This window comes from Pedobacter kyonggii (assembly GCF_004310665.1).
GTDB classification, from domain to species: domain Bacteria; phylum Bacteroidota; class Bacteroidia; order Sphingobacteriales; family Sphingobacteriaceae; genus Pedobacter; species Pedobacter kyonggii.
In genome coordinates, this window is the sequence record NZ_SIXF01000013.1 from 93,166 (window position 1) to 105,682 (window position 12,517).

A 12,517-nucleotide genomic window follows, 5' to 3' on the forward strand; every position below is an offset into this window, starting at 1 on the left:
TGACCCAAGCAATAAAAATAATTTAACCACAGATAGAAAGGATGCGCACAGATACGAAAATCCGTGTATCTATGTGCATCTGTGGTTAAAATTTACTGCGTGCGTTTCTTTTCCTCCTCACTGGCCGAAGTTCTTTTCCTGGTAGCCGTTGGATTACTGCCCAACCGGTACGAGAAGCTTAAAGTAGCACTACGTGTATCATTCTGCTCATAAAAACCATTATGTTGATTCTCGTAATCAACATCAATACGGTAGGGATTTCCATAAAATATATCGTTTACAGCCAACCTTAAAGTACCTTTGCCCTTAAACAAACTCTTGCTCACACCTGCGCTCACATCATAAAGCTGTGCAAGTTTATAAATGCCCTGTATGGTCGGAGAAGAGTACCATGCGCTGATTTCCGCTTTCAATCCCTGTGTTTTGTTCAATGTAAAAGCATGATTAGAGCTGAGGTAAATACCCCAAACATGATAATCATAACGGGCCTGTAAATATCCCGACTTTTCCTGGCGATAGGAGCCCTGTGCATAATTGTTGATTTCCCACCAGGTAGATACCTTAATGGGAAAGGAAGCCGAGAAGCCCATTTCCTGACTCAAATCGAGGTTTCTTTGGGTATCATAAAAGAGTTTTGAAGTGTTATCCTGTACCGAGATATTGCTAAAATAATCAACCACCCGCCGTAGGTAAAATGAAATGTTATATTGCTGTTTATAGGTATAACCCAGTTCGCCATTGTAAATAAAAGCAGGTTGCAGTGCAGGGTTTCCTTCCAGGTAAGTGTAAGGACTGGTATAAGATTTAAAAGGATTTAACCTCCAGTATTCAGGTCTGTTGATCCTCGAATTATAGATGAGTTTTATTTCGTTGTCTTTATTCATTTTATACGCTACAAAAAGCGTTGGGAAAAGCTTAAAATAGTTGTTCTGGTTGTTGGTGTTTAACACCAGCGATTTGCCATTTGTCCGGGTATATTCGCCACGTAGGCCGCCCTCAAAACTCCATTTGCCAACATCTCCGTTAATGCTGGCATAAATGGCCGATATGTTTTCTGCATATTCAAAGCGGTCGCTGCGGTTAGGTATTAATTCAGGGCCGGTTGTTGGATTGTTATAAAAATCAAAACTGTTGCGTGTTCGGATACTGCTATATTTTACACCCGATTCAAACGTCCATTTCTTCCAGAACTTATCCGAATAATCCAGTTTTCCCGAGTAGATATCAATATTCTGGTTAGATGGGGTAAAGATGTGGTAATTGTTGGGAAGCAGATTGCCATTACCCATTGTGCTATAAGTATCTACCTGCTGGCTGTTTTTGTTCTGGTAAGGAACATAATCTAAATCTACATTAATATTCCGGCCGTTGGTATCTAATTTAATTTTGTAGTTGAGATTGAAACTATATTGATATGCTTTTCCATTAGAAATGTTTTGGGTATGAAGAATAGAATCTGGTAGTGCCGAGTGGTTGTTAACAATAGTAGTTAATGTACTATTCAGTCTGCTGTTCGCACCATTGTAGCCATTTACCAAAATCCCGATTACCTGTTTATCGGTTAGGTTGTAGTCTGCGCCGATTTTATAACTGTTCGCATTCCCCGAACGTATTCCCGATTTATCGTTCCGCCAATCCGAATAGTTCTCAGGCGAGTCGAAAATAATATATTCACTTTCTGTATGGTCCTTTTTACGTCTGCTGTAGCCATAACTGCCATATACATTCAATTTGTCTTTCCGATAATTGAACACCATACTTGGGTTATAGCTGCTATAGGTCGATTGGGTATAACCGCCGGAAAGCACCACGTTAAAGCCGTCGCCTTTTGGTTTTTTAGAAATAATATTGATTACCGCACCGCCCTGGGCATCATACCTGGCCGTTGGATTGGCAATAATTTCTATTTTGGCAATATTATCTGAAGGAAGGCTCCGGAGGTATGCGGCCAGATCTTCGCCCGATAACCTGATGGGCTTATCATCCATGTAAATCACCACACCTTTGTTGTTCGCCGTTATCCCACCGTCAAAACGCGTCTGTACGCCCGGTGCTTTGCCCAAAGCATCCCAAACCGTTGCACCACTGGCTACGATGCTATTTTCGACATTGAATATCACCCTGTCGATTTTTCTCACAATAAGTGGTTTTGAAGCAGATACCGTTACCTGCTCCAGGGTTCTATCCTCACTGATCATCACGACAACAACCGAATCCATCGGAAAATTCAATGCTTGAACCGTATTTTTATATCCAACAGCATTAACCTTTAAAATGTAACTGCCTATAAAAAGCTGCGGGAAACTGAACAACCCGTTTTTTGAAGTCTGGACGGCTAGGGTCGAGTCTCCGCGGTGCAAGCCAATGGTTGCCCCGTCAATTGCTTCACCGGTTTTATCGGTTACCAAACCTTTACGTAATTGCGCTAAAGTGATCAAGGGGAAGCAGAAAAGAAGGAGTAGGGTTAACTTTTTCATGTTTCAAAACTAAATGCTTTGCATGTTAAGCAAAGTTAATCTCGGTTAAATATGGTTAAATCTTCGGCCCAGACTTCCATTGATAAAATGAATTGTTCAATTTAGGGGAATGAAATGGCTTAGCTCCAGATATGTTTTTCCGCTGGCGGTTATTACACTGATGATTAGCCTGTGCCTGCAATGTGCATGGATACGGCAGTTGTATCTGGCGCAAAAGAAATCTGTTGCTGCGGTACTCGAATCTATTGTTAGCGATGCTTCGAGGCAGATAAGCTATCAGAGCATCGCGAAGGGGCACGAGAAAAGTATCCGTTTTCAGCAGTTTTTCCTCTCACCAGAATGGCTGGTGCTCAAGCACGCTTTTGATGATTTAAAAGTGGATAACCTGCACAGCCGGTTCCATTATGGAATTACCAACGATAGCTCGGTAGTAGAAATGAAAATGTCGTTCCCGAACAATCCTAAAAAGCAGACCGATAACAAATCAACAGCCATTATCGATGGCAAATCGCAACGGGAAGTTTCGCTGGAAGATCAGCAGGACATGAAGGAGATGGATAGTTTGGTGAACCATCGGCTCGATGGCTTGGGGGTGGCTATCGATAGGAATTATGCCCTTTACGATTATTCCAACGGGAAGTTGGTGAAAGGGAAAGCGGTTTCTAAAGATGCATCTTCTTTCGTGAGTGGAAAATACACCTATAACCTTAAGTTTCAGAAACAGTATCAGCTGGTGGTGCCAAGTATTACCTGGCTGATCATTTATCAGATGAGGTATTACCTCATTTCGTCGTTTCTGATGCTGGCGCTCACAGCCGCCGCTTTCTACCTGCTCATCAGGCTGATGAAAAATCAGCAGCTTTATGCCCAGGCGAGAATGAGCTTTACGAGTAACATCACGCATGAACTCCAAACACCAATCTCGACAATTGCCGTGGCCCTTGAATCGATCAGTAAATATCGTTTGATTGATGAGCCCGAAAAGCTGCAGAATTACATTAATATAAGCCGTCACGAATTACATCGTTTACAGGCGATGATAGAAAAGGTGCTTAAGCAGGAACAAATGGACCTAGGAAAAACAAAATTGCAATTTACCCTCTTCGAAATTCAATCCGTACTCAGACAGGTGATTTTTTCTATGGATATTCAGGTACGCGAGAAGAATACACAGCTTATACTTGCGCCTTCCGATGAACCCTATTTTATCAAAGGTGATGCGATGCATATTGCTAACGTATGTTATAACCTGATTGATAATGCATTGAAATATTCGCCGGCGCAATCCAAAATTGAGGTCTCCTGCAGCATTGCTGATCGTGAGTTAACCATTAGTTTTAAGGATAATGGTCCGGGGATTAAAGCAATTTATCAGCAACAGGTTTTCGAACGCTTTTTCAGGATTTTTAGCCAGGATAATATCCACAATGTGAAAGGATCCGGCCTGGGGCTTCATTATGTAAAACAGGTGGTAGAACTCCACGGCGGGCGTGTTGCGCTGCAGAGCAAAATAGGGAAAGGAAGTAATTTTATGATCATTTTGCCATTGTATGAAGAAAACTAAGGTTTTATATGCAGAAGATGAGCCTTTTTTGGCGCGCATTGTACTCGATGGCTTAACCAGCAGTGGTTACGAGGTAAAGCTGGCTTTAAATGGAGCGCTTGCCTGGGCGCAATTTGAAAAAGAAAAGCCTGATATCTGTGTACTCGACATCATGATGCCCCAAAAGGATGGTTATACACTGGCAGCCGAAATCAGAAAATCAGACCCCAATATTCCGATCATCTTTTTGAGTGCAAAAGCCCTTACCGAAGATGTGGTGATGGGATTTAAAAGCGGTGGAAACGACTATCTTAAAAAACCTTTTAGCATTGATGAGCTGCTGGTGCGGATGGAATCACTTTTAAAACGCTTTGGCCCTGCGAATAACGAGGAAAAAGATCCCGATAGAAAATACCGGTTCAGGAACTGCGAACTCGATCCTGTAGCCCAAAAACTAAAAACTTCTGTCGGTGAATATTCACTTTCTTATAAAGAAGCTATCCTGCTTGAATTATTACTGAAAAACCGCAATAACATTTTGGAGCGTGAGGATGCGCTGATCAAAATATGGGGAGAAGACAGTTTTTACAATGGCCGCAGTATGGATGTATTTATGGCACATCTGCGAAAGCTCTTAAAAAATGAACCTGAAATACAGATCATCAGTTTGCGCGGGGTAGGATATAAGCTCATTTGTTGATGATGTGTTACGTATTGAAATAATGAAAGCTTTCCTAATCGCTATAAAGGAAAAATTGAATAATATTATTCAATTTTTCCTTTTAAGGTCCTTGATAATGTATTCAACCCACTGATTGCCCGGTATGCTAAGCTTTACATCAGGACTGAACCCGGTTTCATCAATAGGCTTCTTATCAGTCCAGCTCGATTTGGAAACCGGCATCATGAGTATCAGCGTTTTGCACGGAAGCGGTGTTGGTGATGTTGGGCCTTCATAATCCATCATGCCTACACTATTCCTACCGTACCGTGTTGTCTTTTTGCTCTGTTTCATTAAATGGAAAAAGTATTCTGCGGAGCTTCCGCAAAGTTCATCGGTAATTAATGCAACTTTAGCGGGGCTGCCAAGAACAGAATCAAGGGGGATCGTTAACCCTGGGATCTGATAAAAGGTATTCTTGGCAGATGTGAGTTCTTCGTAGATTTTTTTGAGGTTAGCTACATATTCATCAGTATAGTATTTTTTTAGATCTACAGGTACTGGATTTTTGACGAAATACTCAAGCTCTGATCTTTTGAGCCGGACATTGTCCTGTGAAATGCGAAGTAGGGGGCTGTCCTGTTTGATCGGGTTGGTCATCACGTAGGGTAAGAGAAAGCTCCAACCGGAATTGCCCCCTCCGTTCCCACGCAGATCTATGATCAGGTACTTACTATTCCTGATGGCTTTATCATGGGCTGCAACTAATTTCTCGATCTTACTGTCGTTATTAAAGAAGGTCGGTATTTTGATATAGCTGGTTTCCTCGTCCAACCGAGAATAATCGAGGCCATTGTTGCTGTTTTTCCATGTACCTAACTCCTTTTTTTGTTTTGCAGTCATTTCATTTGGGAAAACCCTTCCAAAAAGTGAAAAATTCCACAGCTGTAACAGGCCGTCCCTTTGCTGAGCATAAAAATCTATACTGTTAAATACATTATACTGATTTAGCAGATAGCCTTTTTGGTGCGGTTTTAGCGTAAAATAGACAAGTCCCTTGTGGAGCATACTATCCTTTGCACTAAGTACAATAGCCTTGTATTCATTGCCCGGAAATTTTTTTATCCCCAGCCTAATTGAACTGTCCGCGTTTATCCATATGCCTTCAGCGCCAATAGCCGGTTTCAGTGTTTTAAAATAAGATTCGTCTACAGCTACGGTCTCTTTTTCGTAATCATCCTTGTTGAGGTATGTCAATGAAAAATGTTTGTCTGCAAAAAATCTAACATAATCTTTAATAAGATAATAGCAGTTTTTAGGATTGCTTTCATTTTCTGCCTTTTTGCGGAGGCTGGTTACCAGGTTTTCATAGGCTGGTTTTGTCTTAACATATACTTTTTGCGGAAATCCGGCATAGTTGAGCTCAGTTTTAATAATTGCTTCATTTAAATTCTGCAGGCAATTACAGGGTATCTGTTGTGCCATAAGTAAAAAGGGAAAGGTAGCGGTAATAAGGAGGATACATAGTCTTTTCATCACAGTAATTTGATTGAACACTAATATATTAAAGTTATCAGGTTTTTTGATGGTATGGCATCCGATTTAAATAGCATAATTAAAATTGCATTAAATTTTATGATTGTCAGCGCAGGTATATTATAATGCAAAGAAAGACCTGATCAGACATGAAAATGAAAAGGTCCAACCCGACCTGATTGGATCTATTTTGGTCAATCTTTAAGATGCCTTTAATACTGCATGGTAAATAGTTGTGGGCTATAGTTTGGAGCAGAATCTGTTGAGCCTTAGCTGAAAAGCTTTTTTAAAAAATTATATTATTGATTTTCAGGATGTAATGTGGTTGAAAAGTGATGACCATCAGTTTTCAATCTGGTGCTCCTCATAAAATTCGACGCAGAACAGGGTAGGTTTGACCAACAGTTTAATCCAATAACCCTGCTATGAAAACATTTAACATATTCCAGAAAAAAATCAGACCTATCACCCTATTGTTTATGCTCTCCCCGCTGGTAACAGTGGCACAAACAACATATCAGCTTTCGCAAACAGCCAGCAGTTCAGTTAAGGTAATGGGCACATCCAATGTTCACGATTGGTCGATGACATCCAAACAGTTCGAAAGCACAGGTGCATTTAATTTCAATGCCCGTGGCGAAATGACAGATGTAACGGCGCTAAAATTTAGCCTAACGGCAAAGAGCCTCAAAAGTGGTAAATCTGCTATGGACGACCGTACCTATAAAACGCTTAACGCAACTGATTTTCCGAAGATAAGCTACCAGCTCACTTTTGCAACAGTTACCATGGTACAGGCAAAAAGGTATTCGATTCAGACCACTGGAATTCTGACCATTGCCGGGAAAACACAGAGCCTTTCAATGAAGGTAATGGCTTTGGTAAATGCAGATGGTTCCATCAGTTGCCATGGCAGCCAACAATTAATGCTAACCGACTATGGTATTGAACCACCAAGTTTTATGCTTGGCACAATGAAGGTGGGTAACAACCTCGTTGTCAGGTTCGAGTTAGACTATGTTAAGACATCAGTAGCTAAATAACAATTCATCACTAAGATAAAATCATGAAAAATAAATTTACACTAGCTTCTGCCCTTATAGTAGCAATTATAAGTTCGTATAGTTTTGGCGTACAGGCACAGGTTTCCAATCTTAGGCCTTACGATAAATCCGGTATTAATGTTTTTGAAGCACCCAAAGATAGCAATGCCGTATTTGATAAAATAAAAGTCAGTTTTGGTGCTGGATTTACCCAGTCTTTTCAAGGGCTAAAACATGAAAACACATCTGGCGGGCTATATAAAATAACTCCGGGCTTTAATACTGCCAATGCGAATCTATTCATGGATGTACAACTCTCAGATGGGATCAGGCTGAACCTCACCAGCTATCTTTCTTCCCGCCACCACAACGAAACCTGGGTGAAGGGTGGATATATCCAGTTTGATAAGCTGCCGTTTAAGGGCAAATTGTTGGAAGATATTATGGCAGTAACAACCATCAAAATCGGACACATGGAAATCAACTATGGTGATCAGCATTTCCGCAGGTCGGATGGCGGACAAACGATTTATAACCCGTTTATTGAAAATTACATCATGGATGGGTTTACAACCGAAATAGGCGGAGAAGTTTTGGTGAGAAAAAATGCGCTGTTTGGTTTAATCGGTGTTTCAAATGGAATGATCAAAGGTAATATCGATAGCCTGATCGCGACTCCCCAGGATGCAAATGTGCACAAATCACCAGCCGTTTATGTAAAAGGCGGCTTTGATAAACAATTGAACAGCGATTTGAGGGTGCGTTTTGCAGCCTCCTATTATAGCAATAACAGTTCTGGCGGACAGACCTTATATGGCGGCGACCGTACCGGCTCGAACTATTTTATGGTGCTGGAAAAAGTTGGCGCAGTAAATACTACCAATGCCTTCTCAGGACGGTTTAACCCTGGTTTTACCAAAAAAGTTAATGCCCTTCAGCTAAACGCATTTATAAAATTTCAGGGGCTGGAACTGTTTGCAACTTATGAAAACGCAAAGGGAAGATCAAAAACAGAGGTAGACAGCAGAGGAGCTGAGCAGATGGCAATAGATGGTGTTTACAGGTTCGGAAAGACAGAAAATTTCTTTATTGGTGCAAAATATAATGTGGTTACGGCCGCAATGGCTAATGTGTCGGCTGCCGGAACAACACCTGCAATAACTTATAACAATGACGTAAAAATAGACCGCATTGCTATTGCTGCGGGATGGTTTATGACCAAAAACATATTGTTAAAAGGTGAGTATGTGAGCCAGAAATATAAAGATTTCCCAACTGCAGATTTCCGGAGCGGAGGGAAATTCAAAGGTTATGTGATCCAGGCTGTTGTAGGATTTTAGCCAATAGACTATTTGGCTGGAGCGATTTGTTCCGGCCTTTAAAAACCATGATGAAACTACTGTTAATTATCCTTTTTTTGCTGTTTGCCGGCTTGAGGCCTGCAGGAAAAACCAGAAGTACCTCAAGATGGGTGGTGAGTGAAAACAGTATGCTCACTGTTAATGGATCCACCAATATAAACCGCTTTTCCTGCGTAATCCTGCAGTATCCCAAAACCGATACCGTTCTGGTTTCGAAAGATAAAACAGAACATATTGCGCTTTCAGGAATCTTAAATCTGGAGGTAAAAAATTTTGACTGTAACAGTACGATGATGACCAAACAACTGCTAAACACCTTGAAGGAGAACAGATTCCCAGTGCTAAGGATCAAATTTCTGTCCTTAAAAGAAATCCCTTCCGAAGGTCAGAATAGTTTTGTTAAGGGCGATGTGGAGATCACATTATCAGGGGTATTAAAAAGATACGAAATCTGTTATCAGATAAATGTTAAACGGGGCACTATCGAGCTGATAGGGCAACAAGCCATCAATTTTTCTGATTTTCATCTCATCCCTCCAAAAAAAATAGGCAGGCTCATCCAGGCCAAAGATCAACTGGTTGTAGCTTTCTTTTTAAAAATGGAACGGGCAGGGTAATTCTGGTGTGCTAATGCATTTGTATTTATCTAAATTGTCCTTTTTCCAATAGCGAAATCGTACTGAACTGAATCTTGTTTAACCGCTCCTGAAGTTCCAGCGCTTTGTTCTTTTCGGCGAGCAATGCCTTCAACCGGTCAACTTCTGCGGTTAGCCGTTTTTTTTCCTGTAACTCGATTTTAGAGAAAACCTTTCCGCTTTCGTAGTAGCTGAAAAAATTGTAGCTCAGGATTTCACTCACACGGACCAAAGTAAGAATATCGATAGTTGCGGTATTCAGCATCTCCTGCGTTTTTGTTTTGCTGATCTCAAGGGCGGCGGCAATGTCTGAAACAGAGATATCTTTCTGCTTCATTTCCTTCCAGATCATTAAGCCTATATGGACACTCATCTTGTATAATTTTAAAACACTGAAATTACAGAAAGCATGCTGATTTAATCATTTTTTGTGGTAATGATAATTAGTCTAAATATTTCTTTAACATATCATAATAATGATCGGGCACTTAAATGGTAACACCGGGAGAATCATTTTAATAACTGATGCGGCTCATATTTTTAACACGGGCTTTTTACAAACTTTATACACTATCAAAAAAGACCCATTATGAAAAAGATCCTGGTACCTGTTGATTTCTCTGCAACGGCAGAAAACGCAGCCGATTATGCAACTGATCTGGCCCATGGTATTGGTGCCAGAGTAGAACTGTTAAATGTTTTTCAGGTTCCTGAGTTTTCTCCTGCTGCGGCATCTCTTGTATGGCCGCTTGAAGAATATAAGCTTATAGAAGCTGATGCTAAAAAAGCCTTAGGCAAACTGGTCGAAAAAGTTGAAGAAAAATATAAAAAGGCCCATCATGAGTTTGGTTTTAAAGCAGAAGTGTTTGGGAGATCTGTTCGTGGCGAGGTTGAACAAGAGGTTAGTAAATATTTTACCGAGTGTAAAATGAACCTCGTTGTGGCCGGACTAAACCGCGCAGATAAGTTAACCAAAACACTTATGGGCAGTGTTGCCAGAAAAATTATTGAGCAGGAAATACCTGTTTTGCTTATCCCTGCGGGATATAGGTTTAAGAAACCTAAAAAAATCGCTTTTGCCACAGATTTTAGCCATAGTGATATCCCCGTTTTATGTACACTTGCCGAATTTGCAAAACCTTTTAATGCCGATATACTCATTACACATACCGGTAATTCAAAATCAGAACCAGAAGGGGATAAGCATACAACGGAAGATTTTTTAAATCAGGTTGCCGACCGGGTTAACTATAGAAATATCTACCATAGGCATATAAACAGTGAACGGATTAAGGACGGTTTAGATTGGATCGTAGAAAACGGACAGATCGATATCCTGACCATGGTGCACCGAAAACATAGTTTTTTTCATCGCCTGCTTAAAGGCAGTTACACCCTAAACATGTCAGATCATATTCAGATCCCGCTTTTGGTTTTACCACCATCACATAACATTCCAATGTAATTGCCCATCACCAGATAAAATTCAATTCTTATAATCTATTGTTAAACAAAAGTATATGTATCCTAAAACAATGAAAGCCGCAGTTATCCATGAATATGGAGGACCACTGGCCATAGAGGAACTGCCGGTTAGACCGCTCAATCAATATGAGATTTTGGTTAAGGTAATTTCATGTGGGGTATGCCACACCGATTTGCACGCCTGTAATGGCGACTGGCCTGTAAAATCAAAAATGCCATTGGTGCCAGGCCACGAGGCCATCGGCCTGGTAGCTGCAATGGGACATGATGTTAAAAGTGTTAAAGAAGGAGATGTGGTTGGCGTACCATGGTTATACAGTGCCTGTGGCTGTTGCGAATTTTGCTTAACAGGCTGGGAAACGTTATGTTATGAGCAGCAGAATGGAGGCTATAGTGTTGATGGCGGTTTTGCAGAGTATGTAATTGCCGATTCGAGATACGTTGCCCATTTCCCTTCGCATGTAAATTTTGCAGAAATGGCACCCATTATCTGCGCCGGGGTTACCGTATACAAAGGTTTAAAAGAAACTGATGCAAAAGCAGGTGAATGGGTAGCCATATCAGGTATTGGCGGACTTGGTCACCTTGGTGTTCAGTATGCAAAAGCCATGGGCTTTCAGGTTGCTGCGATTGATATTTCGAACGATAAATTGGAAATGGCCAGAAAACTCGGTGCAGACATTGTTGTTAATGCACTAGAACATGATCCGGGTGAATTTCTTAAAAAACAAACCGGGGGTATGCATGGCGTATTGGTTACGGCAGTAACACCTGTTGCTTTTAGCCAGGGGCTTTCGGCATTACGCAGGAAAGGTACTTTATCACTAAACGGACTACCTCCGGGCAGTTTTGACCTTCCCATATTCGATACAGTACTTAACAGGATAACCATTAGAGGCTCTATTGTAGGCACAAGAAAGGATATGCAGGAAGCCATTGAATTTGCGGTAGATGGAAAGGTAAGGGCACAGGTTAAATCAGCAAAACTGGAAGACATCAATAATGTGTTCGATCAAATGAAAAAGGGCGAGATTGATGGGCGGATTGTTTTGGATATCTCTGGTGATTAGGTGTTTATCAATCAATATTTAATAATAAGAAGATGTTAGGAATATTAAAAGAAGAGGACATAGAAAAGCTCCTTAAAGAACAACATATTGGCCGTTTGGCCTGCCATGCACATGGGCTAAGCTATATTGTACCCATTAATTATGTGTACAGCAGCGGCATGGTCTACGCCCATTCTGCTCCAGGACAAAAAATCAGGATGATGAAAAGTAATCCCCAGGTATGCTTTCAAACCGATCAGATCCGCGATACCTTTAACTGGAAGAGTGCGGTGTGTTGGGGCAAATTTGAAGAAATCACCGATGCAACAGAAAAACAAAGGGCACTTCAGGGGATTATCCACCGAATGATGCCTTTAACCAATACCCCTTCGGAGCAACCATCGCATGGAACTGGCAAGAAAGATACTTATGATGAAGATATTATCGTGTTCAAAATTATCTTTCATCTTAAAACAGGTAGATTCGAGATAAACGATAGCGTTGATTGACAGAAATAACAGATTCCAAAATGTGACATCATTGGGAGAAGCAACGACAGGCTGTCCCGACTTTTTCGGGAAAGCAATTCTTCCAACCTATGATAAGATTGCCGCAGCAGATGAAAAATCAGCCTTCAAAGACGATTTTAGGGAAAACTGCCCTCAATCATCCAGATCTAGGATCCTGACCCACTAAAAACGTTTCAGCTCGTTTTTTGCTTTGACAG

11 protein-coding genes are annotated in these 12,517 nt (G+C 41.0%); 8 read left to right on the forward strand and 3 right to left on the reverse strand.

What is annotated here, in order from left to right; all coding sequences use genetic code 11:
* Window positions 1-92 precede the first annotated feature (92 nt).
* A complete protein-coding gene (locus EYS08_RS14505; protein ID WP_131030721.1) occupies window positions 93-2,477 on the reverse strand; it encodes an outer membrane beta-barrel protein in 2,385 nt (794 codons plus the stop codon).
* Between the two features lie 109 nt (window positions 2,478-2,586).
* Here EYS08_RS14505 and EYS08_RS14510 point away from each other — a divergent pair, with 109 nt between their 5' ends.
* Complete coding sequence (locus EYS08_RS14510) at window positions 2,587-4,041, forward strand: sensor histidine kinase (protein ID WP_131030722.1); 1,455 nt, start codon at window positions 2,587-2,589, stop codon at window positions 4,039-4,041.
* Complete coding sequence (locus EYS08_RS14515) at window positions 4,028-4,720, forward strand: response regulator transcription factor (protein ID WP_131030723.1); 693 nt, start codon at window positions 4,028-4,030, stop codon at window positions 4,718-4,720. The genes EYS08_RS14510 and EYS08_RS14515 overlap by 14 nt, the downstream gene beginning before the upstream one ends.
* Window positions 4,721-4,789: 69 nt before the next feature.
* Here the strand turns inward: EYS08_RS14515 and EYS08_RS14520 are convergent, their stop codons facing one another.
* A complete protein-coding gene (locus EYS08_RS14520) occupies window positions 4,790-6,217 on the reverse strand; it encodes a S41 family peptidase (RefSeq protein WP_131030724.1) in 1,428 nt (475 codons plus the stop codon).
* 425 nt (window positions 6,218-6,642) lie between these two features.
* On the opposite strand from EYS08_RS14520, the gene EYS08_RS14525 reads away from it, so the two are divergent.
* The 3 genes from EYS08_RS14525 to EYS08_RS14535 are packed head-to-tail and all read left to right on the forward strand — an operon-like array spanning window position 6,643 to window position 9,238.
* Window positions 6,643-7,260: a YceI family protein gene (locus EYS08_RS14525; protein ID WP_131030725.1), complete on the forward strand. Its 618-nt coding sequence runs from the start codon at window positions 6,643-6,645 to the stop codon at window positions 7,258-7,260.
* A gap of 23 nt (window positions 7,261-7,283) precedes the next feature.
* Window positions 7,284-8,600: a hypothetical protein gene (locus EYS08_RS14530; RefSeq protein ID WP_244215961.1), complete on the forward strand. Its 1,317-nt coding sequence runs from the start codon at window positions 7,284-7,286 to the stop codon at window positions 8,598-8,600.
* Between the two features lie 47 nt (window positions 8,601-8,647).
* Window positions 8,648-9,238 carry a YceI family protein gene (locus tag EYS08_RS14535; RefSeq protein ID WP_131030727.1) on the forward strand — a complete coding sequence of 197 codons (591 nt, stop codon included), beginning with the start codon at window positions 8,648-8,650 and terminating at the stop codon, window positions 9,236-9,238.
* Between the two features lie 25 nt (window positions 9,239-9,263).
* Here EYS08_RS14535 and EYS08_RS14540 read toward each other — a convergent pair whose 3' ends face one another.
* Window positions 9,264-9,629: a helix-turn-helix domain-containing protein gene (locus tag EYS08_RS14540; protein WP_131030728.1), complete on the reverse strand. Its 366-nt coding sequence runs from the start codon at window positions 9,627-9,629 to the stop codon at window positions 9,264-9,266.
* A gap of 216 nt (window positions 9,630-9,845) precedes the next feature.
* Between EYS08_RS14540 and EYS08_RS14545 the strand changes: the two genes are divergently transcribed.
* The 3 genes from EYS08_RS14545 to EYS08_RS14555 are packed head-to-tail and all read left to right on the forward strand — an operon-like array spanning window position 9,846 to window position 12,299.
* A complete protein-coding gene (locus EYS08_RS14545) occupies window positions 9,846-10,721 on the forward strand; it encodes a universal stress protein (protein ID WP_131030729.1) in 876 nt (291 codons plus the stop codon).
* A 55-nt stretch (window positions 10,722-10,776) separates the two neighbouring features.
* Window positions 10,777-11,811: an alcohol dehydrogenase AdhP gene (gene adhP, locus EYS08_RS14550; protein ID WP_131030730.1), complete on the forward strand. Its 1,035-nt coding sequence runs from the start codon at window positions 10,777-10,779 to the stop codon at window positions 11,809-11,811.
* A 32-nt stretch (window positions 11,812-11,843) separates the two neighbouring features.
* Window positions 11,844-12,299 (forward strand): pyridoxamine 5'-phosphate oxidase family protein, encoded by a 456-nt coding sequence (locus EYS08_RS14555; protein ID WP_131030731.1) that lies wholly within the window; start codon window positions 11,844-11,846, stop codon window positions 12,297-12,299.
* Window positions 12,300-12,517: the final 218 nt, after the last annotated feature.

Bases quoted from the DNA above. Each gene is read 5' to 3' on its own strand.
- EYS08_RS14530 (WP_244215961.1), top strand. From the start codon at position 7,284: ATGAAAAATAAATTTACACTAGCTTCTGCCCTTATAGTAGCAATTATA.
- EYS08_RS14540 (WP_131030728.1), bottom strand. From the start codon at position 9,629: ATGAGTGTCCATATAGGCTTAATGATCTGGAAGGAAATGAAGCAGAAA.
- EYS08_RS14555 (WP_131030731.1), top strand. From the start codon at position 11,844: ATGTTAGGAATATTAAAAGAAGAGGACATAGAAAAGCTCCTTAAAGAA.
- EYS08_RS14515 (WP_131030723.1), top strand. From the start codon at position 4,028: ATGAAGAAAACTAAGGTTTTATATGCAGAAGATGAGCCTTTTTTGGCG.
- adhP (WP_131030730.1), top strand. From the start codon at position 10,777: ATGTATCCTAAAACAATGAAAGCCGCAGTTATCCATGAATATGGAGGA.
- EYS08_RS14525 (WP_131030725.1), top strand. From the start codon at position 6,643: ATGAAAACATTTAACATATTCCAGAAAAAAATCAGACCTATCACCCTA.
- EYS08_RS14545 (WP_131030729.1), top strand. From the start codon at position 9,846: ATGAAAAAGATCCTGGTACCTGTTGATTTCTCTGCAACGGCAGAAAAC.
- EYS08_RS14510 (WP_131030722.1), top strand. From the start codon at position 2,587: ATGAAATGGCTTAGCTCCAGATATGTTTTTCCGCTGGCGGTTATTACA.
- EYS08_RS14505 (WP_131030721.1), bottom strand. From the start codon at position 2,477: ATGAAAAAGTTAACCCTACTCCTTCTTTTCTGCTTCCCCTTGATCACT.
- EYS08_RS14520 (WP_131030724.1), bottom strand. From the start codon at position 6,217: ATGAAAAGACTATGTATCCTCCTTATTACCGCTACCTTTCCCTTTTTA.
- EYS08_RS14535 (WP_131030727.1), top strand. From the start codon at position 8,648: ATGATGAAACTACTGTTAATTATCCTTTTTTTGCTGTTTGCCGGCTTG.